Annotated in this window: 20 protein-coding genes; 11 read left to right on the top strand and 9 right to left on the bottom strand. The window is 62.5% G+C overall.

What is annotated here, in order from left to right; all coding sequences use genetic code 11:
* Positions 1 to 42 precede the first annotated feature (42 nt).
* The gene (locus AD659_RS25665) at positions 43 to 990 is read right to left on the bottom strand and encodes a choline ABC transporter substrate-binding protein (RefSeq protein WP_053126089.1); all 948 of its coding nucleotides are present in this window, start codon (positions 988 to 990) and stop codon (positions 43 to 45) included.
* Between the two features lie 424 nt (positions 991 to 1,414).
* Between AD659_RS25665 and AD659_RS25660 the strand changes: the two genes are divergently transcribed.
* Both AD659_RS25660 and gbdR read left to right on the top strand, forming a co-directional pair.
* Positions 1,415 to 2,791 (top strand): L-serine ammonia-lyase, encoded by a 1,377-nt coding sequence (locus AD659_RS25660; RefSeq protein ID WP_053126086.1) that lies wholly within the window; start codon positions 1,415 to 1,417, stop codon positions 2,789 to 2,791.
* 572 nt (positions 2,792 to 3,363) lie between these two features.
* The gene (gene gbdR, locus AD659_RS25655; protein WP_042731607.1) at positions 3,364 to 4,467 is read left to right on the top strand and encodes a choline metabolism transcriptional regulator GbdR; all 1,104 of its coding nucleotides are present in this window, start codon (positions 3,364 to 3,366) and stop codon (positions 4,465 to 4,467) included.
* Positions 4,468 to 4,594: 127 nt separating this feature from the next.
* Here gbdR and AD659_RS25650 read toward each other — a convergent pair whose 3' ends face one another.
* From AD659_RS25650 to choX, 6 genes are all read right to left on the bottom strand, one after another.
* Positions 4,595 to 4,858 carry a hypothetical protein gene (locus AD659_RS25650; protein ID WP_053126082.1) on the bottom strand — a complete coding sequence of 88 codons (264 nt, stop codon included), beginning with the start codon at positions 4,856 to 4,858 and terminating at the stop codon, positions 4,595 to 4,597.
* Between the two features lie 380 nt (positions 4,859 to 5,238).
* A complete protein-coding gene (locus AD659_RS25645) occupies positions 5,239 to 6,402 on the bottom strand; it encodes a gamma-butyrobetaine dioxygenase (RefSeq protein ID WP_053126080.1) in 1,164 nt (387 codons plus the stop codon).
* A gap of 19 nt (positions 6,403 to 6,421) precedes the next feature.
* On the bottom strand, positions 6,422 to 6,898 hold the full coding sequence (locus tag AD659_RS25640; RefSeq protein ID WP_053126078.1) for a thioesterase family protein: 477 nt from the start codon (positions 6,896 to 6,898) through the stop codon (positions 6,422 to 6,424).
* Positions 6,899 to 7,076: 178 nt separating this feature from the next.
* Positions 7,077 to 8,042 carry an L-carnitine dehydrogenase gene (locus AD659_RS25635; protein WP_053126076.1) on the bottom strand — a complete coding sequence of 322 codons (966 nt, stop codon included), beginning with the start codon at positions 8,040 to 8,042 and terminating at the stop codon, positions 7,077 to 7,079.
* A gap of 142 nt (positions 8,043 to 8,184) precedes the next feature.
* The gene (gene cdhC / locus AD659_RS25630; RefSeq protein WP_045157164.1) at positions 8,185 to 9,072 is read right to left on the bottom strand and encodes a 3-dehydrocarnitine:acetyl-CoA trimethylamine transferase CdhC; all 888 of its coding nucleotides are present in this window, start codon (positions 9,070 to 9,072) and stop codon (positions 8,185 to 8,187) included.
* Between the two features lie 71 nt (positions 9,073 to 9,143).
* A complete protein-coding gene (gene choX, locus AD659_RS25625) occupies positions 9,144 to 10,088 on the bottom strand; it encodes a choline ABC transporter substrate-binding protein (RefSeq protein WP_053126074.1) in 945 nt (314 codons plus the stop codon).
* A 186-nt stretch (positions 10,089 to 10,274) separates the two neighbouring features.
* On the opposite strand from choX, the gene AD659_RS25620 reads away from it, so the two are divergent.
* Positions 10,275 to 11,234: a GlxA family transcriptional regulator gene (locus tag AD659_RS25620; RefSeq protein WP_053126072.1), complete on the top strand. Its 960-nt coding sequence runs from the start codon at positions 10,275 to 10,277 to the stop codon at positions 11,232 to 11,234.
* Between the two features lie 68 nt (positions 11,235 to 11,302).
* Positions 11,303 to 12,478: an AAA family ATPase gene (locus AD659_RS25615; protein WP_053126070.1), complete on the top strand. Its 1,176-nt coding sequence runs from the start codon at positions 11,303 to 11,305 to the stop codon at positions 12,476 to 12,478.
* A 207-nt stretch (positions 12,479 to 12,685) separates the two neighbouring features.
* On the opposite strand, the gene AD659_RS25610 is transcribed toward AD659_RS25615, so the two are convergent.
* Positions 12,686 to 13,102, bottom strand: coding sequence for a DUF3010 family protein (locus tag AD659_RS25610; RefSeq protein WP_053126068.1), 417 nt, complete (start codon positions 13,100 to 13,102; stop codon positions 12,686 to 12,688).
* Between the two features lie 57 nt (positions 13,103 to 13,159).
* Entirely contained in the window at positions 13,160 to 13,561 is a 402-nt protein-coding gene (locus AD659_RS25605; protein WP_053126066.1) for a lysozyme inhibitor LprI family protein, read from the bottom strand.
* A 233-nt stretch (positions 13,562 to 13,794) separates the two neighbouring features.
* On the opposite strand from AD659_RS25605, the gene AD659_RS25600 reads away from it, so the two are divergent.
* The 7 genes from AD659_RS25600 to AD659_RS25570 all read left to right on the top strand — a co-directional run bounded on the left by AD659_RS25600 (position 13,795) and on the right by AD659_RS25570 (position 26,182).
* On the top strand, positions 13,795 to 14,772 hold the full coding sequence (locus tag AD659_RS25600; protein WP_030139307.1) for a dipeptidase: 978 nt from the start codon (positions 13,795 to 13,797) through the stop codon (positions 14,770 to 14,772).
* Between the two features lie 79 nt (positions 14,773 to 14,851).
* Entirely contained in the window at positions 14,852 to 15,382 is a 531-nt protein-coding gene (locus AD659_RS25595) for a DUF5943 domain-containing protein (protein WP_053126063.1), read from the top strand.
* A gap of 15 nt (positions 15,383 to 15,397) precedes the next feature.
* On the top strand, positions 15,398 to 17,458 hold the full coding sequence (gene dgcA / locus AD659_RS25590) for a dimethylglycine demethylation protein DgcA (protein ID WP_045157161.1): 2,061 nt from the start codon (positions 15,398 to 15,400) through the stop codon (positions 17,456 to 17,458).
* A gap of 209 nt (positions 17,459 to 17,667) precedes the next feature.
* Positions 17,668 to 19,617: a dimethylglycine demethylation protein DgcB gene (gene dgcB / locus AD659_RS25585; protein ID WP_053126061.1), complete on the top strand. Its 1,950-nt coding sequence runs from the start codon at positions 17,668 to 17,670 to the stop codon at positions 19,615 to 19,617.
* Complete coding sequence (etfA, locus tag AD659_RS25580; RefSeq protein WP_053126058.1) at positions 19,617 to 20,837, top strand: electron transfer flavoprotein subunit alpha; 1,221 nt, start codon at positions 19,617 to 19,619, stop codon at positions 20,835 to 20,837. Before dgcB ends, etfA begins: the two co-directional genes overlap by 1 nt.
* A gap of 15 nt (positions 20,838 to 20,852) precedes the next feature.
* A complete protein-coding gene (etfB, locus tag AD659_RS25575; protein WP_053126056.1) occupies positions 20,853 to 21,623 on the top strand; it encodes an electron transfer flavoprotein subunit beta in 771 nt (256 codons plus the stop codon).
* A gap of 1,106 nt (positions 21,624 to 22,729) precedes the next feature.
* Complete coding sequence (locus AD659_RS25570) at positions 22,730 to 26,182, top strand: GMC oxidoreductase (RefSeq protein ID WP_053126054.1); 3,453 nt, start codon at positions 22,730 to 22,732, stop codon at positions 26,180 to 26,182.
* Positions 26,183 to 26,354: the final 172 nt, after the last annotated feature.

Genomic DNA, 26,354 nt, shown 5'->3' with positions numbered 1-26,354 from the left:
AACAGCCCGGGCGAGCGAACTCGCCCGGCATAACATAAGCAGTTATTGCGCAAGCTTGGCTTTCACGGCGTCCAGGCCAGGTTTTCCGTCAATGGTGGTCACGCCAGCGAGCCAGGTATCGAGTACCTGTGGGTTTTTCTTCAGCCAGGCCTTGGCGGCGGCCTCTGGTTTCATCTTGTCGTCGAGCACGTTGCCCATCAGCGTGCTTTCCATGTCTAGGGTGAAGACCAGGTTTTTCAGCAACTGACCAACGTTGCTGCATTCCTGGGCGTAGCCCTTGCGGGTATTGGTATAGATGGTTGCCTGGCCGAAGTTCGGGCCGAAATACTCATCGCCACCGGTGAGGTATTTCATCTTGAAGCGGGTGTTCATCGGATGCGGTTCCCAGCCCAGGAACACTACCGCGGTGCTGCGACGCTGGGCCCGGTCGACTTGCGAAAGCATGCCGGCTTCGCTGGACTCGACGACCTTGAAACCGGCGTCCTTGAGGCCGAAGGCGTTCTTGTCGATCATGCTCTGGATCAGGCGGTTGCCGTCGTTGCCCGGTTCGATGCCGTAGATCTTGCCGTCCAGTTCTTTCTTGAACTTGGCGATGTCGGCGAAATCCTTGAGGCCTTTGTTATACAGCTCTTCGGGAACGGCCAGGGTGTACTTGGCGTTCTCCAGGTTGGCGCGCAGGGTTTCCACGGTGCCGGCTTCGCGGTAGGCCTTGATGTCGTTTTCCATGGTCGGCATCCAGTTGCCGAGGAACACATCCATGTTCTTGCCATCGGCCAGGGACTTGTAGGTCACCGGCACGGAAATCATGGTGGTCTTGGTCTTGTAGCCCAACGCGTCAAGTACCACGCTGGTGGTCGCCGTGGTCACGGTGATGTCGGTCCAGCCGACATCGGAGAAGTTGACGGTGCTGCACTTTTCGGGTTCTGCAGCGTTGGCCAGCATCGGAAGACTCAGCATGGCGGCCAACAACAACGGCTTGGAACCTTTCATGGGTGGACTCCTGGTGTTTTATCGGCGGTGTCCGGTCAGGACAACCGCGCTTATGGATGTTGCGGTTGGTGGCGCGTGGGCACTCTTCTGACACGCGGCCTTGCAAACGAGCCGTAACCGATCATGTACCAGTGCAAATCTGACGCCTACAGGGTGGGTCGTATCCAGTACAGGGATGGTCGCATCCAGTGTCGGTGACGTCGTTTACAGATTTTTTCCGCCCCCGATGGGCCTCTGACACGCAGAAAAACGCCGCAAAACCGGGGGCAGGGAGGGGCGGCGTTGCTGGGCATGATTGCGTCGGTGTCAGACGTCGGGCACCCAGGCAAAAACCGGATGATGCGGCCATCCCGGCGTTGAGCGTAGCAGCTCCGTCACCGGACGCTCCTGCGCCCGGATGTGCCTGTTCTGGAGGTTATCGGCAATGGCAATCAGCGTTTTCGACTTGTTCAAAATCGGTATCGGCCCGTCCAGTTCCCACACCGTGGGCCCCATGCGTGCCGCGGCGCTGTTTGTTGAAGCGTTGAAGGGCAAGGCACTGCTCAATGATGTGGGCCGGGTCGAGGTGCAGTTGTTCGGTTCATTGTCGGCCACCGGCATCGGCCACGGCAGCGACAACGCTGTGATCATGGGGCTGATGGGGGAGTGGCCGGACGCAATCGACCCGTCGCAGATCGGCCCACGCATCGAGTTGCTGCGTGAAACCCAGACCCTGCTGCTCGACGGTCGCCTGCCGGTGCCGTTCGTATGGTCCCGGGACATGCGCCTGATCGACGAGAACTTGCCGTTCCACCCCAATGCGATGACGCTGGTGGCCGAGGGCGCCGACGGCGAGCTGCACCGCGACACGTATTACTCGGTTGGCGGGGGCTTTGTCGTCGACCAGGCCCAGGCCTCCAGCGGCGTGGTGGACCTGGATCGTACCGAGTTGCCGTACGATTTCTCCAGCGCCGAAGAATTGCTTGAGTTGTGTCGTACCCACAATTTGCGGGTCGCCGAGTTGATGCTGGCCAATGAAAAGGTCTGGCGTTCCGAAGAAGAGATTCGCAGTGGCCTGATGACGCTGTGGCGGGCCATGCAGGATTGTGTCGAGCAAGGCCTCAAGCACGAGGGCATCCTGCCGGGCGGTTTGAACGTGCGTCGGCGGGCGGCCAAGTTGCACCGCAGCCTGCAAGAGCTGAACAAGCCCAATGTCATCGGCTCGACCCTCAGCGCCATGGAGTGGGTCAACTTGTTCGCCCTGGCGGTCAACGAGGAGAACGCCGCCGGTGGGCGCATGGTCACGGCGCCGACCAACGGTGCGGCGGGGATCATCCCGGCGGTGCTGCATTACTTCATGAAGTTCAGCGAAGCGGTCACCGACGCCAACGTGGTGGATTATTTCCTTGGTGCGGCGGCCGTCGGGATTCTGTGTAAAAAGAACGCCTCGATCTCCGGCGCCGAGGTCGGTTGCCAGGGCGAGGTGGGGTCGGCCTGCGCCATGGCGGCCGCGGGCCTGGCGGAGATCCTCGGGGCCACGCCGGAACAACTGTGCAACGCGGCGGAAATCGGCCTGGAACATAACCTCGGCCTGACCTGCGACCCAGTGGGTGGTCTGGTGCAGGTGCCGTGCATCGAGCGCAATGCGATCGCCGCGGTCAAGGCCATCAACGCCGCACAGATGGCCCTGCGCGGGGATGGCCAGCATTTCATCTCCCTGGATCGGGTGATCCGCACCATGCGTGACACCGGTGCCGACATGCATGACAAATATAAAGAGACTTCGCGCGGTGGCTTGGCGGTCAGTGCGGTGGAGTGCTGATTAAGGCGCCGCAAATAATCCTGTGGCGAGGGAGCTTGCTCCCGCTGGGGCGCGTAGCGCCCCTTTGCATTTTTTCTGACACACCAAAGTCTGCGCTTCAGGTCTGCTTCGCAGCCCAGCGGGAGCAAGCTCCCTCGCCACGGGTATCGAGGAAACCGCTCGTAAAATGAACACCCACTCGCAAACGCGCCACCTTTTAGCGCGTCGCAAACAGACAAGGCCCTTGTTGTCGAGCCAGCCGCCGAATCGCGCTCGACCGTCCGTCATCCGCCCCTGTGGTGCTACTCCTTGCGCAAGCGGCGCAGCCCAGTTCCCACAAGTGCTACCGAACTGCTCACAGCCCGCTGTGACAGGTGCCTGCTGCGATTGATGGCGTCTAAAATCCGTACTCGACGCGCGCCTTATATAGACAGGCCGCGATGTCGTTTTCAGGATTTATTGAACGCACATTCAATTTTAGGCATGGCAATTGCTCTATCCCGATAAAGCCCCGTCTCACGCAAGAGAATGATGGGCAATAACAAGAGCCTCCGCCTGAGGCCATCACCCGCTTTGTGTGAGGAGATACCGCGATGACGACGTCCAACTCCGGGGCCCAACCCCAGAACCGTGCGCCTCAATCCATCGGCTTTTTGCTGCTGGACAATTTCACGCTGATTTCCCTGGCGTCCGCGGTGGAACCGCTACGCATGGCCAACCAATTGTCCGGTCGCGAGCTGTATCGCTGGACCACCCTTACGGTCGACGGCGGCCAGGTCTGGGCCAGCGACGGCTTGCAGATCACCCCCGACGCCTCCATGCACAAGGCACCGCCCTTGGACACCGTTATCGTCTGTGGCGGCATCGGCATCCAGCGCACCGTGACCCGTGAGCACGTGTCATGGCTGCAAGGCCAGGCCCGCCAATCCCGTCGCCTCGGCGCGGTCTGCACCGGCAGCTGGGCCCTGGCCTGCGCCGGCCTGCTGGACGGTTTCGATTGCAGCGTGCACTGGGAATGCCTGGCGGCGATGCAGGAAGCTTTCCCGCGGGTATCGATGAGCACCCGCCTGTTCACCCTCGACCGCAACCGCTTCACCAGCTCCGGCGGCACCGCGCCATTGGACATGATGCTGCACCTGATCAGTCGCGATCACGGTCGCGAGCTGTCGGCAGCGATCTCGGAAATGTTTGTCTACGAGCGTATCCGCAACGAGCAGGATCACCAGCGCGTGCCGCTCAAGCACATGCTTGGCACCAACCAGCCGAAGTTGCAGGAAATCGTCGCGTTGATGGAAGCCAACCTCGAAGAGCCGATCGACCTGGACGAGCTGGCGGTCTACGTCGCCGTGTCCCGGCGTCAGTTGGAGCGGTTGTTCCAGAAATACCTGCACTGCTCGCCGTCGCGCTATTACCTCAAGCTGCGGCTGATCCGTGCGCGGCAACTGCTCAAGCAGACGCCGATGTCGATCATCGAGGTGGCCTCGGTGTGCGGCTTCGTCTCCACCCCGCACTTCTCCAAGTGCTACCGCGAATACTTCGGCATTCCGCCACGGGACGAACGTGTCGGCTCCAACACCACACAACAGGTGGCAATGATGCCGTTGCCGCAGGCGCTGGTGCTGTCACCTCTGTCCGGGCCGCTGTCGGCACTGAGTCAGGCGCGCAATGAGTCGACGTTTGCCAGTGTGAGGCTCTAAGACCGAGGGCTTTTGTGGCGAGGGAGCTTGCTCCCGCTGGGCTGCGTAGCAGCCCCAAGAAGCTTGGGACCGCTGCGCGCTGGAGCGCCAGCCCGGTCCAGCGGGAGCAAGCTCCCTCGCCACAAGGTCAGGCGTTATGGTTCTGCTGGTATTCGGCCAACGCAGGCAACAACTGCTTATCAATCGCCTGGCGCACGGCTGGCAGGATAGTGGCGCTGCTGGTGTACATGTCCTTGACCATCTTGCGCAGTTCATTGGCGCGGGCCGTGTCCAGCCCCCGCACGGCGTACTCGCATGCCTGCTCGGCAGTGGCGCCGCCGGGTATTTGCATTCCCATGGCCTTGAGCTGGCCCAGCAGGTCTTCCTGGTCGATCAAATCGGCGTGCATCATGACGCTTTTCCTTGTTCAGGGATTGGGGTCGTGTCTCGATTCTGGTAGCCACCCGAAGCGGCGGCAAGGGCAAATGATCGCAATGGCATGAATGACTATGGAGGCGTCGTTTTCGGCTAACTTGCCCAGGCCTGGACTGGGCACACTGGCCCCAAGCTGAATCACGATGGTTTGGTCACCCTCGCGCGACGGCTCCTCCGGTAACGCTCCTGCCCCGATCCTGTCACGGCTTGATCGGGGATTTTTTTGCCTCGGTGAATCTGGGAGATGGGCTGCAGGACAGATTGCTATCGCGAGCAGGCTCGCTCCCACAGGGGTTCTGTGTCGTTCACAAAACCTAATGTGGGAGCGAGCCTGCTCGCGATGAACGATGACGCGGTCTAACGCTGCAACACCAGAATCCGCGACAACAACTCATCCCGATCCACATAGCAACCCTGGAAATGCCGGGCCCCGGAGGCCGGGTCGAAGGCGTTGCGGGCGTGGAGGGTGCGGCGGTTGTCGAAGCACCAGAGCTGGCCGGGTTCGAGGCGTCGTGCCAGGCGAAAGTGCGGCTCGCGGGTCAGGGCGATGAAGCGGCGGTAGGCGTGGTAGAGCCTGGGCATCTGCTCCACCGAAGTGTCGAACGGCCCACGCAGGAAGTTCGCCATGCGGATTTCCGAGACCTGCCCGAGGGCGTCCAGGGCGATGATCGGTGCCAGGCAGCGGTAGTCGCTGTGGCGGTCCTTGTTGCGAAACTCCACCGGGATCTGGCAAAGCGCGTCGAAGGCGTCGGGGTCTTCCTGGCGCAGGGTTTCGGCAATGGCAAAACCGTCGACAAAAATGCTCTCGCCCCCGTCGGCGTCGTTCACCAGGCAGTGCAAGAACTGTAGCCCCGGTTGCAACTCCCGGGTTGGCAAGTCGCTGTGCAGCGGCAGGTTGAAAGCGGTGTAGGCGTTGCTGTCGGCATCGGCCTTGGACTGCACGTTGAACAGCACGCCGAAATTGCTTTCGCGGATAAAGGAAATGCGCTGGGCGATCTGTTTCAGCGAGCCGGGTTCGGTGGGCACGCTGCGCACTTGGGTCAGGCCGATGTCGCGCACCGCCAAAAGCCATTGCAGCAACGCCTCGGCATCGTCCATCAGCGCCGCATGCTCGAACACCGGCAGTTGCAGGTCGTGCTGCCACAGGTGGCGTCGGGGCTTGTTCGCCAGGCGTTCGGCCCGGGATTGATCGTCGTAGGCGTGGGCGCGCAACCAGCCCGGGTCGAAACGGCTCTGGTGGCCGTCCTGCCAGTCCACGCACAGGCAGCCTTCGCCGTCGAGGTGGATCGTGCTGGGGGCCATGTCTTCAGGAACGTCGACGATCTCCAGGACCTGCTCGCGGGTGACACTGTAGACGCATTGGGCGCACGGGCAGTTGTCCCGCAGCCATGGGTGATGAAAGGGGCTGGTCCGGCCATCGGCCCACGTCACGTGTACCCGGTCGGTCAAGGGCGCTGCGGCGGTCATTGCGAAGATCAGGGGATAACGGCGGAAGTCGGCAACAGCGGCGGCGGTGTTCATGCGATCTCCTGTTCGAGATTTATCGGGCGGGGGGCAGGGCGATGACCCGACCGATGTACGTCGGGGGCGGCAGGTCGGATTGTTCGTCGAGCAGGGCGTCGAGCCGGGCCAGGGTCTGCTCCGTGAAAGGCGCCGAACGCGGGCCGGCCAGGTCGACGTGGAGCAGCATCTGTTCATTGCCGGCCAGCTCTTTATCGCCGCCGACCAGGTGCAGGCTGTGGTAGAGGTGCAGGCGTTTGGCGTCGTGGCCGATGATGCGCGTGTGCACTTGCACGTCGGCCCCGAGCTTCACTTCGTGCAGGTAATTGAGGTGCAGTTCGAGGGTGAACAACGAGTGGCCGCTGGCTTCGCGGTTCTGACTGTCCAGGCCGAGCCGGTCCATCAGCGCGTCGGTGGCGTAGCTGAAGATCAGCAGGTAGAAGGCATCGCGCAGATGGCCGTTGTAATCGACCCATTCGGGGAGGATGCGGGTTTGGTAGGTGGTGAGGGTGGGCATGCTGAACTCCACAGATCGTCGCTGATGTACACAAATGTGGCGAGGGAGCTTGCTCCCGCTGGACTGCGAAGCAGTCCCAAACCGGCTGTATGCGGTGTATCAGGCACATGGCATTCGCCGGTTTTACGACCGCTTCGCGGCCGAGCGGGAGCAAGCTCCCTCGCCACAGGGGTGATGTTTATTCGCTGAAGGTCATCCCATGCTTTTGCTTGGTGGCCTTCACCGCCTCCAGCACCGCCAGCAGGCAATCGTCACGATAGCGTTCCAGGGCCGAGATGCTGTGGCTGCCCAATTGCTCGCTCGTGCCATCCACCACATCATCGATCAGCTTCTCGGTCAGTTCCGGCGCCGGCAGGTAGGTCCATGGCAGTTGCAACGCCGGGCCGAACTGGGCCATGAAGTGCCGCATGCCGGCATCGCCGCCAGCCAGGGTGTAGGTCAGGAACGTGCCCATGAATGACCAGCGCAGGCCGGCACCGAAACGGATGGCATCGTCGATTTCCCCGGTGGTGGCGACGCCGTCGTTGACCAGGTGCAGGGCTTCGCGCCACAGCGCTTCGAGCAGACGGTCGGCGATGAAGCCGGGGACTTCCTTGCGCACGTGCAGAGGGCGCATGCCGAGGGATTCATACACCTGCATCGCCGCTTGCACGGCTTCGGGGGCGGTGTTTTTGCCGCCGACCACTTCCACCAGTGGCAACAGGTAGACCGGGTTGAAGGGGTGCCCGACCACGCAGCGTTCCGGATGGGTGGAGTTTTCATAGAACTCGCTTGGCAGCAGCCCCGAGGTGCTGGAACCGATCAGAGCGTTCGGCTTGGCGGCGGCGCTGATCTGGGCGTGCAGTTCGAGCTTGAGTTCCAGCCGCTCGGGGGCGCTTTCCTGGATGAAGTCGGCGTCGCGCACGCATTCTTCGATGGTCGCGACAAAGCGCAGCCGCTCCTGCGAGGCGCCGGGAGCCAGGCCCTGTTTCTCCAGTGCGCCCCAGGCGTTGGCGACGCGTTTACGCAACGCCGCCTCGGCACCCGGCGCCGGGTCCCAGGCGACGACGTCGAGGCCATGGGCCAAGGCTCGGCTGACCCAGCCGCTGCCGATCACACCGCTGCCCAGGGCGGCGAAGGTCTTGATGTCGGTGATAAAGCTCATGGTGATGTCCTGAAAAGAGTGAAGATCACCTGTGGGAGCGAGCTTGCTCGCGATGGCGGCGGTACATCCGACGCATCTTCGGAGGCAGGAATATCGCTATCGCGAGCGAGCTCGCTCCCACAGGGGTATGCGCAGGTTCGGTTTAGCCGCGCTGGACCAGGCCCATTTTCTTGCGGCCTTCAGCCGGGGTGAGCACGCGGGCGCCGAGGCGGCTGAGGATTTCGCCGGCGCGTTCCACCAGTTGCCCGTTGGTGGCGAGCACGCCTTTGTCCAGCCAGAGGTTGTCTTCCAGCCCGACCCGCACGTTGCCCCCCAGCAGCACCGCCTGGGCGGCCATCGGCATTTGCATGCGGCCGATGCCGAAGCCGGCCCACACCGCGTCCGCCGGCAGGTTGTCGACCATGGCTTTCATGGTGGTGGTGTCGGCCGGTGCGCCCCACGGGATGCCCAGGCAGAGCTGGAACAGCGGGTTATCCAGCAGGCCTTCCTTGATCAGTTGCTTGGCGAACCACAGGTGGCCGGTGTCGAAGATCTCCAGCTCGGCCTTGACCCCCAGCTCAGTGATGCGCTTGGCGCCGGCCCGCAGTTGCGCCGGGGTGGAGACGTAAATAGTGTCGCCGTCGCCGAAGTTCAGGGTGCCGCAATCCAGCGTGCAGATTTCCGGCAACAGCTCTTCGACGTGGGCCAGGCGGGTCAGTGGGCCCACCAGGTCGGTGTTGGGGCCGAACTCCATCGGCCGTTCGCCTGCACCGATCTCCAGATCGCCGCCCATGCCGGCGGTGAGGTTGACGATGATGTCCACGTCCGCCTCGCGGATGCGCTCCATCACTTCGCGGTACAGCGCCACATCGCGGCTGAACTTGCCGGTCTGTGGGTCGCGGACGTGGCAGTGGACCACGGTGGCACCGGCCTTGGCGGCTTCGACGGCGGCTGCGGCGATCTGTTTCGGGGTGACCGGCACGTGCGGGCTCTTGGCGGTCGTGTCGCCAGCACCGGTGAGTGCGCAGGTGATGATGACGTCGTGGTTCATGGCGCGGATTCCTTCAGGCGTGGTGAGTCACTGCGCAGCCATGAGGTGCTGCGCAGGGGGATAAAGGTTGATCAGTTACTGGTGAGTTTCAGGTTGTCGGCGGCCGGCTTGCCGTCGAAGGTGGTCACGCCTTCGAGCCAGCGCTGCTTGTCCTGCGGATGATCCTTGAGCCATTGCCGGGCCGATTCGAGGGGATCCTTGTGATCGAGCAGCGGCTGCATCATCCGGCTCTCGTCTTCGGCGGTGAAGGTCAGGTTGCTCAGCAAGCGACCGACGTTCGGGCATTGCTCGGCGTAGTTCGGCGCAGTGACGGTCCAGACGGTGGCCATGCCTTCGTTCGGGCCGAGGGCGTCGTCGCTACCGGTGAGGTAAGTCATCTGCACGTTGACGTTCATCGGGTGCGGCGCCCAGCCGAAGAACACCACGGCTTCCTTGCGCCGCACGGCACGGTCCACGGCGGCGAGCATGCCGGCTTCGCTGGACTCCACCAATTGGAATTTGCCCAGGCCGAACTGGTTCTTGGCGATCATTGCCTTGATCTGGGTGTTGGCGCCGGAGCCGGGTTCGATGCCGTAGATCTTGCCGCCCAATTCTTTTTCGAATTTGGCGATGTCGGCGAAGGTCTTCAGGCCCTTGTCGGCCAGGTAGGTCGGCACGGCCAGGGTGGCGCGGGCGTCCTTGAGGCTGGGCTGCTCCAGGACCTTGAGCTGCTTGGCCTCGACGAATGGGGTGATGGTCTGGGTCATCAGCGGGTTCCAGTAGCCGAGGAACAGGTCCAGGCGCTGGTCGCGGATACCGGCGAAGATGATTTGCTGGGAGGCGCTGGTTTGCTTGGTCGTGTAGCCGAGGCCGTCGAGCATCACTTGGGTCAGGGCGCTGGTGGCGATGACGTCGGTCCAGTTGACCACGCCCAGGCGTACGTTCTGGCACGCGGCGGGCTCGGCGGCCATGGCGGCGCCATTGAGGAAAGTGGTACCGCAAAGTGCAAGTACACAGGAGCTGATCAGTCGTTTCATGTCGGGTTCCTCGGCAGCTTATTGTTATGGGTTCCGGCATCTGCGCACCGGTGATGCCAAGTTACGCAGCCCGGCGCCTGGCAAAACGCACAGCGGCGACGTGCTCTTGCACTGCGGCGACTCTTGAACGGTTGTTGCAACTGGCGTATCAAGGTCCGCACGCTGCCCGTCAACCGAGTGCGCTCCATGTCCCAGGATTTCTACTTCTTGTTGATGCCCGGTTTCTCGGCCATCGGTTTCATCTCGGCCATCGAGCCGTTGCGGGTTGCCAATCGCTTTCGTGGCGAGCTGTACCGCTGGCATGTGCTGAGTGCCGATGGCGGGGCGGTGCTGGCGAGCAATGGCATGTCGGTCAACGCCGATGCCGCATTGGAGCCCCTGAAGAAAGGCGCGACCCTTTGGGTGGTGGCGGGGTTCGAGCCGCTGAAGTTCGCCACCCCGGCACTGGAGCGCTGGCTGCATCGGTTGGACAGCGAAGGCGTGATCCTGGGCGGCATCGACACCGGCAGTGTGGTCCTGGCGGAGGCGGGGCTGTTGGAAGGGCATCGTGTGACCTTGCATTGGGAAGCGATCGAGGCGTTCAAGGAGTCTTATCCACAGCTTGGCGTGACCCAGGAACTGTTCGAAATCGACCGTCGCCGCATCACTTGTGCGGGCGGCACCGCATCCATCGACCTGATGCTCGACCTGATCGGCCAGGCCCACGGTTCGGAGCTGGCGATCCAGGTCAGCGAACAGTTCGTGCTCGGCCGCATCCGTCCGCGCAAAGACCACCAGCGCATGGAAATCGCCAACCGTTATGGCATTCGCAACAAGAAGCTGGTGCATGTCATCGGCGAGATGGAAGCCCACAGCGAACCGCCCCTGAGCACCTTGGCGCTGGCCGAGTCGATCAACGTCACCCGCCGCCAGCTCGAACGCCTGTTCCGCCTGCACCTGAACGACACACCGAGCAACTTCTACCTGCGCCTGCGCCTGGAAAAGGCCCGGCAGTTGCTACGCCAGACCGACATGAGTGTGTTGGAAGTGAGCATTGCCTGTGGCTTTGAGTCACCGTCCTACTTCACTCGCAGTTATCGGGCACGGTTCGCGCGCTGCCCTCGAGAGGATCGGCGACGGCAGGGGGATGGACGGGAGCTGGTTTGACAGGCATTTATACTCAATTATACTCGCGACTATAAATTATACCTGTCGCCATAATTGAGTATAAAACCATGTCCAAGCATCCCGGTTTTGTTTTCCGGCGCCCCGATCTGGCCCGCAATATTGTCGATGGGCTGGCCGGCGCCGGGATCCAGGATTACACCTCAGGCCTGTTCCTGGCCGCGCCAAGGCGTACCGGAAAAAGTACGTTCCTGCGCGAGGACTTGATTCCCGAATGCGAGACGCGAGGTTGGCTCACGGTCTACGTCGACCTTTGGGCCAACAAGGAGAAGGATCCTGCCGACTTGATCGCTTCGGCCATCGCCGGGGCACTGGTGCCTTATGAGAAAGGCATCCGCAAGCTCGCCAAATCCATGGGCATCGACAAACTCAGCTTCTTGCGCACGTTGTCCTGGGATTTCAGCCAGCCGCAACTGCCCGAAGGGGCAACGCTGACCCAGGCACTGGAGCTGTTGCACCGTGCCGCGGATAAAACCGTGGTGCTGGTAATCGATGAAGCCCAGCATGCCTTGACCACCGAGGCCGGGGTCAACGCGATGTTCGGCCTCAAGGCCGCCCGCGACCAACTCAACCAGGGGCGTGAGGGCGATACAAGCGGCCTGCGGCTGGTGTTCACCGGTTCCAATCGCGACAAGCTCGCCCACTTGGTATTGAGCCGCAACCAACCGTTCTACGGGTCCAGCATCACGCCGTTTCCTTTGTTGGGCAAAGCCTTCACCCAAGCCTATACCGCCCATTTGAACGCACACCTGGCCCAGACCAACCAGTTCAACGCCGATGACCTCGACCAGGCTTTTGAGCTGGTAGGGCGTAGGCCTGAGATGTTGCGCAGCGTCATTGGCGAAATTGCTTTGGAACTGGGTGAGGCGAGCCATTTGGGTGAGTTGCTGCGCAACAGCGCCGAAATGCTCCGCGCCGGCGTCTGGACCGAGTTCGAGAGCGCCTGGAACGCCCTGACGGTGCCGCAACGGGCCGTGCTGCAGGTCATGGCCGAGCGCTCACAGAACAACGAGCCTTTCGCGCCCTTCACCGATTCAACGCTGGAGGCGGTGAGCCAGGCGCTGAGGAGCATGGGCAGCGAAGTCGTGCCCGGTACCCAGACCATCCAATCCTGCATTGATGCACTGCGTGAGAAGGAATTGGTGTGGAAGTCCAACCGGGGCGGTTATGCGCTGGAGGACAAGGCGTTTGCCGAGTGGTTGAAGGGGTATCGCCAGCAGCATTGAATATGAAATACATCCCGTGGCGAGGGAGCTTGCTCCCGCTGGCTGCGCCCTGTAGGAGCTGTGTAGGAGCTGTCGAGTGCAACGAGGCTGCGATCTTTTCCCAGACACTTGAGTCCCAAGCGAAAGATCAAAAGATCGCAGGCTTCGCCAGCTCCTACAGAGCCGAGCGGGAGCAAGCTCCCTCGCCACAGGGCGGTGTCAGCAGGTCTATTTCTTCATCAACGCCGAACACGCCGCCTTGTACGCCTCATGCTGATACTTGTTCAGCGTCGCCGGCAGGGCGAAGTCATGTTTCTTGCTCTGCGCATTGATGGTCTGCGGCGACAGCAGCGTCACCTCACACCCTTCCAGCAACTGGAAAACCCCTTCGATCTTGAACGTGGTCGGCCCACCGGCGAACTCACCTTTCTTGCTGCGCTTCTTGATGGCGATCCGTTCGATGCCGTTGTCCGCCACGAACGCCCGCACCTGGGCGGCGAATGCCTTGACGTTGGCGGCGTCGTCATCGTCGTCCAGGGCGATTTTCTTGGTATTCAGCGCGACGTGGCTCAGCGCCTGTTGATCCAGCGAGGCAACAGCGATGATCGCTTCGCTGCCTTTGATTTCGATGCCGCACGTTTTCATGTGAATCCCTTTACCAATGATGCAAGCAGCTTACCGCGCTAAACGGCTTCTGAAGCATCACTCCTGCCCAATCGACTCCAAAAACTCCGACCGATCGTCGCTCACCTGGGCCATGCAGTCGTTTTCGGCGATTTTGTAGGCCTCGCTGCCGGGTTTTGCCGGGAAGGCGGCGATGGCGCAGTCGGCTTCGCGCTGTTTTTGCCACAGTTGTTGGGCGGCCTTGAGCTTGGTGGTGATGTCGTTGAGCTGGGCCTTGTCGCTGGCGTAGCGGGTTTGCAGGCGCTCGTTGAGGCTTTGCAGGTTTTCGCCCAGCAATTGTTCGGCGGCGGTTTTGCCGTAGGCCGAGCAGGCCAGGGTCTGGACGTCGTTTTCGACTTCGTCGCAGGGGTTGGGCTCGGTGTCTTCGGTTGCGTGTGCCAGGGTGCTGATCAGTGCCAAAGCCAGGAAGATCGATTTCATCGCGTTGCCGCTCAAGTCCAGTGAAAACCAGTGATGCGGCGGATTCTGGCGCAAGCGTCGGGTAAAGAACAGACGGGCAGGGTGGGCCTGTCGTAGCCCATTGTCGTGGATTGACGCTTTCGGCAATTCCCCTGTCGTTTTTGCACCGGGTCGCGACGGCCCTCAGGCATATGCTGGCCCCAAAGCGCCGGCACACGATTCGGCGCATGAATCGCTAACAAGGGGACTGCCTGATGAGCCCAGCCGAATTGCACGCCGACAGCATCGTTATCGACGGGCTGATCATTGCCAAGTGGAACCGCGACCTGTTCGAAGACATGCGCAAGGGCGGCCTGACCGCAGCCAACTGCACCGTGTCGGTGTGGGAAGGTTTCCAGGCCACCATCAACAACATCGTTGCCAGCCAGAAGCTGATCCGCGAGAACAGCGACCTGGTGATCCCGGTGAAAACCACCGCCGACATCCGTCGCGCCAAGGAACAGGGCAAGACCGGCATCATCTTCGGCTTCCAGAACGCCCACGCTTTCGAAGACCAGCTCGGCTACGTCGAGATCTTCAAGCAGCTCGGCGTGGGTGTGGTGCAGATGTGCTACAACACCCAGAACCTGGTGGGCACCGGCTGCTACGAGCGCGACGGCGGCCTGTCGGGCTTCGGTCGCGAGATCGTCGCCGAGATGAACCGCGTCGGCATCATGTGCGACTTGTCCCACGTCGGTTCCAAGACCTCCGAAGAAGTCATCCTCGAATCGAAGAAGCCGGTGTGCTATTCCCACTGCCTGCCGTCCGGCCTGAAAGAACACCCGCGCAACAAATCCGATGAAGAGCTTAAGTTCATTGCCGACCACGGTGGTTTTGTCGGCGTGACCATGTTCGCGCCATTCCTGGCCAAGGGCATCGATTCGACCATCGACGACTACGCCGAAGCCATCGAATACACCATGAACATCGTCGGTGAGGACGCCATCGGCATAGGCACCGACTTCACCCAGGGCCACGGCCAGGATTTCTTCGAAATGCTGACCCACGACAAGGGCTACGCCCGTCGTCTGACCAGCTTCGGCAAGATCATCAACCCCCTGGGCATCCGCACCGTGGGCGAGTTCCCGAACCTCACCGAGACGCTGCTCAAGCGCGGCCATCCTGAGCGGGTGGTGCGCAAGATCATGGGGGAAAACTGGGTCAACGTTCTCAAGGACGTCTGGGGCGAATAAACCCCGTTGCATCACTGAATCCTTTACCTGCGGCCACTCGCGCCGCAGGCACATCACGAATTTCCGGAGTCAAGTTTTCATGGCCAAGATCGCCCCGCAACTGCCTATCGAAGTCGACAGCGAAACCGGTGTCTGGACCTCCGACGCCCTGCCGATGCTGTACGTACCGCGTCACTTCTTCGTCAACAACCACATGGGCATCGAGGAAGTGCTGGGCGCTGACGCCTACGCCGAGATTCTCTACAAGGCCGGCTACAAATCCGCCTGGCACTGGTGTGAGAAAGAAGCCGAATGCCATGGCCTGGAAGGCGTCGCGGTGTTCGAGCACTACATGAAGCGCTTGTCCCAGCGTGGCTGGGGCCTGTTCAAGATCCAGGACATCGACCTGGACAAAGGCACCGCCAGCGTCAAGCTCGAACATTCGGCGTTCGTCTACGTGTACGGCAAGGTCGGGCGCAAGGTCGACTACATGTTCACCGGCTGGTTCGCCGGCGCCATGGACCAGATCCTGGCCGCGCGCGGCAGCGCGATCCGCACCGTGGCCGAGCAGGTCTACGGCGGTTCCGAAGAAGGCCACGACGACGGCCTGTTCATCGTCAAGCCGTTGTAAGTCGAGGATCGCGCCATGGCTTTTGAAGCAATGTTCCAGCCGATCCAGATCGGCAAGCTGACCATCCGCAACCGCGTGCTCAGCACCGCGCACGCCGAGGTCTATGCCACCGACGGCGGCATGACCACCGATCGGTATGTGAAGTATTACGAAGAGAAGGCCAAGGGTGGCATCGGCCTGGCGATCTGCGGTGGCTCGTCGGTGGTGGCCATCGACAGCCCGCAGGAGTGGTGGAGCTCGGTGAACCTGTCCACCGACCGCATCATCCCGCATTTCCAGAACCTGGCCGACGCCATGCACAAGCATGGCGCCAAGATCATGATCCAGATTACCCACATGGGCCGTCGCTCGCGCTGGGACGGCTTCAACTGGCCGACCCTGATGTCGCCGTCCGGCGTGCGTGAGCCGGTGCACCGTGCCACCTGCAAGACCATCGAGCCGGAAGAAATCTGGCGGGTGATCGGCAACTACGCCCAGGCCGCGCGCCGGGCCAAGGCCGGTGGCCTGGACGGCGTCGAGTTGTCCGCCGTGCACCAGCACATGATCGACCAGTTCTGGAGCCCGCGGGTCAACAAGCGTACCGACGAATGGGGCGGCAGCTTCGAAGGCCGCATGAAGTTCGGCCTGGAAGTGTTGAAGGCCGTGCGCGCCGAAGTGGGCGACGATTTCTGCGTGGGCATGCGCCTGTGCGGCGACGAGTTCCACCCGGACGGCTTGTCCCACGAGGACATGAAGCAGATCGCCAAGTACTACGACGACACCGGCATGCTCGATTTCATCGGCGTGGTGGGCTCGGGTTGCGACACCCACAACACCCTGGCCAACGTCATCCCGAACATGAGTTATCCACCGGAGCCGTTCCTGCACCTGGCCGCCGGTATCAAGGAGGTGGTCAAGGTCCCGGTGCTGCACGCGCAGAACATCAAGGACCCGAACCAGGCCACGCGGATCCTGGAGGGCGGTTACGTCGACATGGTCGGCATGACCCGCGCCCACATCGCTGACCCGCACCTGATCGCCAAGATCAAGATGGGCCAGATCGACCAGATCAAGCAGTGCGTCGGCGCCAACTACTGCATCGACCGCCAGTACCAGGGCCTGGACGTGCTGTGCATCCAGAACGCCGCGACGTCCCGTGAATACATGGGCGTGCCGCACATCATCGAGAAGTCCACCGGGCCCAAGCGCAAAGTCGTGGTGGTCGGTGCCGGCCCGGCCGGGATGGAAGCGGCGCGGGTGGCCGCCGAACGTGGCCACGACGTGACCCTGTTCGAGAAGAAAGAATTCATCGGCGGGCAGATCACCACCGCCTCGAAAGCCCCACAACGGGACCAGATCGCCGGTATCACCCGCTGGTTCCAACTGGAGCTGGCACGGCTGAAAGTCGACCTGCGCCTGGGCGTGGCGGCTGATGCGGCAACCATCATGGACCTGCGTCCGGACGTGGTGGTGCTGGCCGTCGGCGGACATCCGAACCTGGAGCAGAACGAACACTGGGGCGCCGCCGAAGGGCTGGTTGTCAGCAGTTGGGACGTGCTCGACGGCAAGGTTGCACCGGGCAAGAACGTACTGGTCTACGACACCATTTGCGAGTTCACCGGCATGTCGGTGGCCGACTTCCTCGCCGACAAGGGCAGCCAGGTCGAGATCGTCACCGACGACATCAAGCCGGGCGTGGCCATTGGCGGGACGTCGTTCCCGACCTACTACCGCAGCATGTACCCCAAGGAAGTGATCATGACCGGGGACATGATGCTGGAGAAGGTCTACCGCGAAGGCGACAAGCTGGTGGCGGTGCTGGAGAACGAATACACCGGTGCCAAGGAAGAACGCGTGGTGGACCAGGTGGTGGTGGAAAACGGCGTGCGGCCGGACGAAGAAATCTACTACGCACTCAAGGAGGGTTCGCGCAACAAGGGCCAGATCGATGTCGAAGCCCTGTTTGCGATCAAGCCCCAACCGTGCCTGGAACAGAGCGGCGATGGCTACCTGCTGTTCCGCATCGGCGACTGCGTGGCCCAGCGTAATACCCACGCGGCCATCTACGACGCCCTGCGGCTGTGCAAGGATTTCTAACGGCTTAACACCATCACCTGTGGCGAGGGAGCTTGCTCCCGCTGGGCTGCGAAGCGGCCCCAAATCATCAGTCGAGGAGCATCAGGTTTACACCTGGGGCTGTTTTGGGAGCGCTTCGCGCTCCAGCGGGAGCAAGCTCCCTCGCCACAAGTAGGTGCGTCGCTCTCACTGGCGCGCACACGACCCTGAGGTCTTTGGGAGCAACACCTATGTTGAACACCCTTCTTCCATTCCTGCTGTTCGCAGCCCTGGGCCTCGCGGTCCTTGGCGCCTTGCGGCGGGTGAACATGTGGCGCCGGGGTCGACCCTCGAAAGTCGACCTGATCGGTGGTCTCTTCGCCATGCCCAAGCGCTACATGGTGGATTTGCACCATGTGGTGGCGCGGGACAAGTACATCGCCAACACCCACGTCGCCACGGCGGGCGGGGCGGTGGCATCGATTGTGTTGGCGATCCTGGTCCACGGTTTTGGCTTGCACAACCGCATCCTCGGTTACGCCCTGCTGCTGATGTCGGCGGTGATGTTCGTTGGCGCGATCTTCATGTACCTGCGGCGGCGCAACCCACCAGCGCGTTTGTCGAAAGGCCCGTGGATGCGCCTGCCGAAAAGCCTGTTGGCCTTCTCGGCGTCGTTCTTCCTGGTGACCCTGCCGGTGGCGGGCATCCTCCCGGAGAACTTCGGCGGTTGGCTGGTGGCGGCGATCCTGGGTATCGGCGTATTGTGGGGTGTGTCGGAATTATTCTTCGGCATGACCTGGGGCGGGCCGATGAAACACGCCTTCGCCGGTGCCCTGCACCTGGCCTGGCACCGTCGTGCCGAGCGCTTTGGCGGTGGACGCTCCACCGGCTTGAAGCCGCTGGACCTGAACGACCCCGCCGCACCGCTGGGTGTGGAAAAACCCAAGGACTTCACCTGGAACCAACTGCTGGGCTTCGACGCCTGCGTGCAGTGCGGCAAATGTGAGGCTGCCTGCCCGGCGTTCGCCGCCGGCCAGCCGCTGAACCCGAAAAAACTCATCCAGGACATGGTCGTCGGCCTGGCCGGCGGCACCGATGCGAAATTCGCCGGCAGCCCGTATCCGGGCAAACCGGTGGGCGCGCACGGTGGCAATCCGCATCAGCCGATCGTCAACGGCCTGGTGGACGCCGAGACCTTGTGGTCCTGCACCACCTGCCGGGCGTGCGTCGAGGAGTGCCCGATGATGATCGAGCACGTCGATGCCATCGTCGACATGCGCCGCCACCTGACTCTGGAGAAAGGCGCGACGCCGAACAAGGGCGCCGAGGTGCTGGAAAACCTCATCGCCACCGACAACCCTGGCGGCTTCGCCCCGGGCGGGCGGATGAACTGGGCGGCCGACCTGAACCTGAACCTGCTCAGCGAGAAGAAATCCGTCGACGTGCTGTTCTGGGTCGGCGACGGTGCCTTCGACATGCGCAACCAGCGCACCCTGCGCGCCTTCGTCAAAGTGCTCAAGGCGGCGAAGATCGACTTCGCCGTGCTTGGCCTCGAAGAACGCGACAGCGGCGACGTGGCCCGGCGCCTGGGTGACGAAGCAACGTTCCAGCTGTTGGCCAAACGCAACATCCAGACCCTGGCCAAATACAGCTTCAACCGCATCGTTACCTGCGACCCCCACAGCTTCCACGTGCTGAAAAACGAATACGGCGCCTTCGACGGCAACTACCTGGTGCAACACCACAGCACCTACATGGCGGAGATCATCGATGCCGGTGCGTTGAACCTCGGCCAGCACAAGGGCGACAGCGTCACCTATCACGACCCTTGCTACCTGGGCCGCTACAACGGCGAATACGAGGCACCACGCCAGGTGCTGCGTGCCCTGGGCATCGAGGTCAAGGAGATGCAACGTTCCGGTTTCCGTTCGCGTTGCTGCGGCGGTGGCGGCGGCGCGCCGATCACCGACATCCCGGGCAAGCAACGGATTCCCGACATGCGCATGGACGACATCCGCGAAACCGGCGCCGAGCTGGTGGCTGTGGGATGCCCACAGTGCACCGCGATGCTCGAAGGCGTGGTCGAACCGCGGCCGATGATCAAGGACATTGCCGAACTGGTGGCCGATGCGCTGCTGGAAGACGCGGCCCCGGCCAAACCTGTGGCCCCGGTCAAACGTGAACCCGCGGAGGTGCATTAATGAGCGACATCATCCGCCGCGACCCTCGCGCCGAGTGGATCGCCCGCAACCGCCTGCACCCGCTGCACGCGGCCATGCAACCGGTGCAGCACAGCTGGATGGGGCCCAACGGCGTCATTCGCAAGAACGTCCATGGCATCGGTTTCATCGGCCCCAACGGCATCAAGCGCATCGACCGCAGTGGTGCCCAGCAGGGTGGTGCGAGCAAGCGCACTGCAGCCGTTGAAGTGCAATTGCCGCTGCATCAAGTACCGCAACCGGCGTTTCACATCTGCGTCGTTCCGGACATGGTCGGTGGCCGTCTCAGCAGCCAAGACCGCGACCTGTTGGGCCTGGCCCATCAGCTTGCAGGCAGCGAAGGCGCGGTGCTGGCGGTGGTGTTCGGTGAGCACAAGGAAAGCGCCTTCGCCACGGCGGGCGTCGACCGCTTGCTGGTGCTTGATGGCGAAGAGTTCAGTGGTTATGCACCGGAACAACGGGTGCAAGGCCTGCGGGCTGTGGATAACCAGTTCCATCCACGTCATTGGCTGCTGCCTGACAGCCGCACCGGTGGCGGAGAACTGGGCCGGCGTTTTGCCGCTGCCCTGGGCGAACGCCCAGCCACGCGGGTCTGGCAGGTCAAGGGCGAGGCGTGCATCGGCCGCGCCGGTGCGGGCCTGCAAGACTTGGCCCGGCCGTTGGCGCGCTTGATCCTTGCGTCGGCCGAATGCGCCGAACCGGTCAGCGAAACCCGCCACGAAGCCTTGCCGGTGGAGTTATCCACAAGCGTAGCCCGCAGCTTGTCGCGTATCGAAGACCTTGGCGCGGTGGCGGTGGACCCGGGCGCGATCCCGATGGCCGAGGCCGAATTCATTTTCTCCGGCGGCAACGGGGTCAAGGACTGGGCGCTGTTCCACCAGACCGCCGCGGCCCTGGGCGCCACCGAAGGCGCTTCGCGGGTGGCGGTGGACGACGGCTTCATGGCCCGCGATCGCCAGGTCGGTGCGTCCGGCACCTGGGTCACGGCACGGGTCTACGTGGCCGTGGGGATTTCCGGGGCGATCCAGCACCTGCAGGGCATCGGTGCCTGCGACAAGGTGGTGGCGATCAATCTCGATCCGGGCTGCGACATGATCAAACGGGCAGACCTGTCGGTGATCGGTGACAGCGCGGCGATTCTCCAGGCCTTGATCGCGGCGGTAGAGGCTTACCGCAACGAAGCCAAGCGCGATGCGGCTTAAGCTAAGGAAACGTTCATGAGTACCCAAGTGATCAGCCTCGTGTCCATTGGCGCCCACCCGACCTCTGGTCGACCTCGACGGGCCGAACAGGACGCCCGGGCCGTGGAACTGGGCCTGCAACTGGCCGGCAACGACCTGCAAGTGCTGCACGCCGGCGACGTGGCCGAACCGGCCCTGCGCGCCTACCTGGGCATGGGCCTGGACGAACTCCACGTCCTGGACAACCCCGAGGGGGCTGACGCGCTGCCGGCCCTGACCGACTACCTGCGTGACGCTGGCGCCCAAGTGGTGCTCACCGGCAGCCAGGCGGAAACCGGTGAAGGCTCGGGCATGCTGCCGTTCCTGCTGGCGGAGAATCTCGGTTGGCCGCTGGTGGTGGGACTGGCCCAGGTCGAGTCCATCGATAATGGTGTGGCGTTGGTGCTGCAAGCCCTGCCCCGTGGTCAACGGCGCCGTCTCAAAGTGCGCCTGCCGTTCCTGGCCACTGTGGATAACGCCGCGCCAAAACCTCGGCAGAGTGCCTACGGCCCTGCCCGGCGTGGGGCGTTGCACGCCGAAGAAGTCGAAGTGGTCGACGACACCTTGCTGGCGGTGGCGACCCTGCAACCGGCCAAGCCACGGCCCAAGCGCTTGAAAGTGATCAAGGCCAAGAGCGGCGCCGACCGCATGAAAGCCGCCACGGCCAAGGCCAGCGGGGGAGGCGGGCAAGTGCTCAAGGGCGTGAGCCCGGAGGCGGGGGCCGAGGCGATCCTCAAGCTGCTGGTGGAGGAAGGGGTGGTTCGCTAGACCCAGGCTCACTGCATGACCCCATGTGGGAGCGAGCCTGCTCGCGATAGCGGTCTATCAGTCAAAGCATGGTTGACTGCACTGGCCTCATCGCGAGCAGGCTCGCTCCCACAAGTGAAATGTGTGTTACCCACAATCCCTGTGCGCGCCTCTGTGGATAACCTGTTCGCCCCTTGCTGCACCCCATGCAAACCAGGCGCTCCAGGCCTGCGCTCAAAAATTAGCCAGTCTAACCCACGGTTTTTATTGGCTTTTACTTGTGAATAACGACCCCTTCCAGCCGAAACTTGCCCCCAATCTCTGTTGGCGCTTCTGTGGATAAGATGTTCGCTCTACGCTGCAAGCCAGGCGGGCCGGGGTTTTCAGTGAGTTGATCATAAAGTGATCAAACTCTCTTTTTTATCAGGAAAACCGCGTGAAAACCTCGAATTACATGCCGTCCAAAGGGTTTTCCACAGAATCGTCAAATTTACCCCCAAACACTGTTGGCGCTTCTGTGGATAAGGTGTTCGCTCACCTCCACAGCCCAGGCGTTTCGGGGCTTACAGGGAGTTGCTCAAAAAATAGCCGATAGACCCAAGAAACCGTCATTGCCCATAAGTCACGGTTTTTATTCAGGTTGCCGTTGAATAAAGGGTCAACCTACCCACACTTGTCCCCATTTGCTGTGGGTGGTCATGTGGATAACTTGTTCGCCAAACGCTGCAAGCCACGGCGGGTATAGCGCAAATCGCGATAGGTCAAATTTCATACAGGTCTAAGGAACCACCTTGACGCAGGTCTGCCGGCTGTCTTCACTTCCATGGCACAAGGACATCGCCGTTTTATCCACATCTGGTTCAGGGAGAACACATGATGGATAGCAAGCCCCCCCGCTCGCACCCGCTTTCTCCGCTGACCTGCGTCCCAGCATCGCCCACCTCGTTGCACAAACGCATCCACCGCCGCGCCGCCAATCAGCGTGCGCGTCTATAGCGTCCGGTTTTTCCCCCTGTAGCACCGTTGACTGCCGCTGGACCCTGCACGGGACAGTGGCCAGGCGTTCGTGCGCCTGTCGATTTGCAGGCAACCGCAGAGTTGCCCCTTCTGCCTGAGAGGACTTGAACATGACACGGATCTCAACCCCCATCAGTGATATCCAGGAGCACTACGACGTCGTCGTCATCGGATCCGGCTACGGCGGCGGCATTGCCGCCTCGCGCCTGTCCCGGGCCGGGCGCAAGGTGTGCCTGCTGGAGCGTGGCCGGGAAATCCAGCCGGGCGAATACCCCAACACCCTGCTCGCGGCCACCGAGGAACTGCAGGTCCATGACCCCGACGGGCACATCGGCTCGCGCACCGGCCTGTTCGACCTGCACGTCAACGCCCAGCAGAACGTGGTGGTCGGTTGTGGCCTGGGCGGCACGTCGCTGATCAATGCCAACGTTGCGCTGGAGCCGGAGCCTGGCGTGTTCGAGGACCCGCGTTGGCCTCAGGCGGTACGGGACCACCAGGACACGTTGCTCAAGGACGGCTACGCCCGGGCCCGGGAGATGCTCAAGCCCAATCCCTATCCGGCGTCGGCACCGAACCTGCCCAAGCTCGACGCCCATAAGAAATCAGCCGATTACCTCAAGCAAGGCGCGCATTTCTACAAGCCGCCCATCAACGTGACCTTCGACAAGTTGCCCAACAACCTCAACCACGTCGGCGTCGAACAGTTGCCCTGCAATGGCTGTGGCGATTGCGTCTCGGGCTGTAACAACAAGGCCAAGAACACCACGCTGATGAACTACCTGCCGGACGCCTGGAACCACGGCACGGAAATTTTCTGCCAGGCCGAGGTACGGCACCTGGAACGAGACGGCGACGGCTGGATCGTGCACTTCCAATACCTGGACAGCGGTCGCGAACTGTTCTCGGCGCCTACGTTGTTCGTGCGGGCCGATATCGTCGTGGTCTCCGCCGGCACCCTGGGCTCCACCGAAATCATGCTGCGCTCGCGGGACAAGGGCTTGTCCATGTCCAACCAGTTGGGCGAGCACATGAGCGGCAACGGCGACATCCTCGGCTTCGGCCACAACTGCGACCAGGTCATCAACGGCATCGGCTTCGGCGCCCATTCGGCCAAGGAGCTGGAGCCGGTGGGGCCGTGCATCACCTCGATCATCGACATGCGCACCGAAGGCGACTGGCGCAGCCGCATGGTCATCGAGGAAGGTTCGATTCCCGGTGCCCTCGGCCGGGCCATGGTGCCGAGCATGGCGGCGTTCGCCGAAATGATCGGCGTGCCCACCGACACCGGTTTCGGTGCCAGCCTCAGGTACAAGGGCCGGGAGGCCGAGAGCTTCCTGCGCGGGCCGTATTACGGCGCGCTGCACAACATGCAGACTTACCTGATCATGAGCCATGACAACGCCAAGGGCCGCATGCTGCTCGACAACAAGGACCAGTTGCGCATCGACTGGCCCGGCGTCGGCGAACAGGAGAACGTCACCCTCGGCAACGAGCGCCTGCACCAGAGCACCAAGGCCCTGGGCGGGATCTGGGTCGAGAACCCGATCTGGACCAAGCTGCTCAAGCACAGCATCGTCTCGGTCCATCCCCTGGGCGGTTGCGTGATGGGCGAGGACGCGACGCAAGGCGTGGTCAACCACAAGGGCCAGGTGTTCAGTGGCGCCAGCGGTACCGATGTCTACCCGGGCCTGTACGTGACCGACGGCGCGGTGATCCCCACGTCGCTGGCGGTCAATCCGTTGCTGACGATCTCGGCGGTGAGCGAGCGCAATATGGGGCTGCTGGCAGCCGACCGGGGCTGGATCATCGACTACACACTGCCTTCGGCCCCGCGCAAAGCCGTGGCGGCGCCGACCCTCGGCGTGCAGTTCACCGAAACCATGAAGGGCTACTTCTCCACTGCCTTCACCCAGGCCCAGGGCACCGACCTCAGTCTGTATGAAGCGGCGGCCAAGCGCGGCAAGGCCGACAACTCACCCATCGAATTCACCCTGACCATCACCGCGGCCGACCTCAACCGCCTGATCAAGGAACCGGAACACGCCGCAACCCTGGTGGGCACCCTCGATGCACCGCTGCTCTCGCCGCAACCACTGGTCGCCAGCAATGGGGTGTTCAACCTGTTCGAGCAGTATCAGGAACAGGTCGGCGTGCGGCACATGAACTACGACATGAAGCTGACCGCCGAGGACGGCAGCGACTATTACTTCAGCGCTTTCAAGACCGTGCCCGAGGACAACGGCGTGCTGAACATCTGGCATGACACCAGCACGCTCTATGTGACGCTCTATCGCGGGCCGGACAAGACCGGCGAAGTGCTCGGCTGCGGGGTGATGCACATCCTGCCAGCCGACTTCGCCAAGCAGATGACCACCATGAAAGTGCTCAACGCCCGCAACGAGCGTGAGCGCGTCGAGGCCCTGGCGCGGTTTGGCAAGTTCTTCGCCGGAATCCTGTGGGAGAGCTACGGCGGTGTCTTCGCCGGCGATGTCTACTTCAACCCGGACGCGCCGCCTCGGTTGAAACGGCCGCTGGATGCGCCGGCGCCGGTGGTGCATTTCTTCCAGACCGAAGACAACGTCGAGCTGCGCCTGACCCGTTACCAGGCCGGCACCAAAGGCCCGGTGATGTTGGTCCATGGCCTGGGCGTGGGCTCGAATATCTTCTCCACTGACACCATTCACACCAACCTGCTGGAATACCTGTGCAAGCACGAGTACGACGTCTGGCTGTTGGATCTGCGGGTGAGCATTCTGCTGCCGGCCAGCAAGAACGAATGGAACGGCGACCAGGTGGCCCAGTACGACTTCAAGGCGGCCATCGAGCAGATCCAGCAGGCGACCCTGGCCCGTGACGTGCAATGCGTGGTGCATTGCTACGGCGCGACGACGTTCTTCATGTCGATGCTGGCGGGGCTGCAAGGGGTGCGCTCGGTGGTCTGCTCGCAGATCGCCGCCGACACGGTGGTCGCCACCGCCACCGGGCTGAAGGCCGGTCTGCATTTGCCGGGGATGCTCGATGCCATCGGCATCAAGTCCCTTACGGCCTACGCCGATACCAAGGAAAGCTGGTTCAACAAACTCTACGACAAGGCCCTCAACGGCTATGCCCGGATCGAGGCCCAGGGCTATTGCACCAACCCGGTCTGCCATCGCATCACGTTCATGTATGCATCGTTGTACCGCCACGACACCCTCAACGAAACCCTGCACGACAACCTGCATGAGTTGTTCGGCGAGTCGAACATCCAGACCTTCGAGCACTTGGCGCTGATCGTGCGCAAGGGGCACCTGGTGGACTTCAAGGGCAACGACGTCTACATGCCGCATTTCGACCGGTTGAAGTTGCCGATCTGCTTCATCAGCGGCGCCGACAACCAGTGCTACCTGCCGCAAAGCACCCTCAAGACCTACGAACGACTGTGCGAGATGCATGGCCCGCAGTTGTTCAGCCGCCATGAAGTGCCGGGGTATGGCCACATCGACTGCATGTTCGGCAAGGATGCGGTGGTGGATGTGTATCCGATCATTCTTGAGCACCTGGAGAAGACCGCGCAGGGCTAGCCGATCGCCGTCCGTGACGAGGGAGCTTGCTCCCGCTCGGCTCTGTAGGAGCTGGCGAAGCCTGCGATCTTTTGATCTTTCGCTCTCGATTCAATGGGCAGTGGAAAGATCGCAGCCTCGCTTCGCTCGACAGCTCCTACAGAGCCCAGCACAAAGGCTGTGTGCCGGGTCA

The organism is Pseudomonas thivervalensis (genome assembly GCF_001269655.1).
GTDB lineage: Bacteria > Pseudomonadota > Gammaproteobacteria > Pseudomonadales > Pseudomonadaceae > Aquipseudomonas > Aquipseudomonas thivervalensis.
This window is presented reverse-complemented; position numbering and strand designations above follow the sequence as displayed.

Excerpts from the sequence above, each read along its gene's own strand:
- dgcA (WP_045157161.1), top strand. The coding sequence starts at position 15,398 with ATGGCTTTTGAAGCAATGTTCCAGCCGATCCAGATCGGCAAGCTGACC.
- AD659_RS25620 (WP_053126072.1), top strand. The coding sequence starts at position 10,275 with ATGTCCCAGGATTTCTACTTCTTGTTGATGCCCGGTTTCTCGGCCATC.
- AD659_RS25645 (WP_053126080.1), bottom strand. The coding sequence starts at position 6,402 with ATGAACACCGCCGCCGCTGTTGCCGACTTCCGCCGTTATCCCCTGATC.
- choX (WP_053126074.1), bottom strand. The coding sequence starts at position 10,088 with ATGAAACGACTGATCAGCTCCTGTGTACTTGCACTTTGCGGTACCACT.
- AD659_RS25615 (WP_053126070.1), top strand. The coding sequence starts at position 11,303 with ATGTCCAAGCATCCCGGTTTTGTTTTCCGGCGCCCCGATCTGGCCCGC.
- etfA (WP_053126058.1), top strand. The coding sequence starts at position 19,617 with ATGAGCGACATCATCCGCCGCGACCCTCGCGCCGAGTGGATCGCCCGC.
- AD659_RS25660 (WP_053126086.1), top strand. The coding sequence starts at position 1,415 with ATGGCAATCAGCGTTTTCGACTTGTTCAAAATCGGTATCGGCCCGTCC.
- dgcB (WP_053126061.1), top strand. The coding sequence starts at position 17,668 with ATGTTGAACACCCTTCTTCCATTCCTGCTGTTCGCAGCCCTGGGCCTC.
- etfB (WP_053126056.1), top strand. The coding sequence starts at position 20,853 with ATGAGTACCCAAGTGATCAGCCTCGTGTCCATTGGCGCCCACCCGACC.
- AD659_RS25650 (WP_053126082.1), bottom strand. The coding sequence starts at position 4,858 with ATGATGCACGCCGATTTGATCGACCAGGAAGACCTGCTGGGCCAGCTC.
- AD659_RS25665 (WP_053126089.1), bottom strand. The coding sequence starts at position 990 with ATGAAAGGTTCCAAGCCGTTGTTGTTGGCCGCCATGCTGAGTCTTCCG.
- AD659_RS25635 (WP_053126076.1), bottom strand. The coding sequence starts at position 8,042 with ATGAGCTTTATCACCGACATCAAGACCTTCGCCGCCCTGGGCAGCGGT.
- AD659_RS25570 (WP_053126054.1), top strand. The coding sequence starts at position 22,730 with ATGACACGGATCTCAACCCCCATCAGTGATATCCAGGAGCACTACGAC.
- cdhC (WP_045157164.1), bottom strand. The coding sequence starts at position 9,072 with ATGAACCACGACGTCATCATCACCTGCGCACTCACCGGTGCTGGCGAC.
- gbdR (WP_042731607.1), top strand. The coding sequence starts at position 3,364 with ATGACGACGTCCAACTCCGGGGCCCAACCCCAGAACCGTGCGCCTCAA.
- AD659_RS25600 (WP_030139307.1), top strand. The coding sequence starts at position 13,795 with ATGAGCCCAGCCGAATTGCACGCCGACAGCATCGTTATCGACGGGCTG.
- AD659_RS25610 (WP_053126068.1), bottom strand. The coding sequence starts at position 13,102 with ATGAAAACGTGCGGCATCGAAATCAAAGGCAGCGAAGCGATCATCGCT.
- AD659_RS25605 (WP_053126066.1), bottom strand. The coding sequence starts at position 13,561 with ATGAAATCGATCTTCCTGGCTTTGGCACTGATCAGCACCCTGGCACAC.
- AD659_RS25640 (WP_053126078.1), bottom strand. The coding sequence starts at position 6,898 with ATGCCCACCCTCACCACCTACCAAACCCGCATCCTCCCCGAATGGGTC.
- AD659_RS25595 (WP_053126063.1), top strand. The coding sequence starts at position 14,852 with ATGGCCAAGATCGCCCCGCAACTGCCTATCGAAGTCGACAGCGAAACC.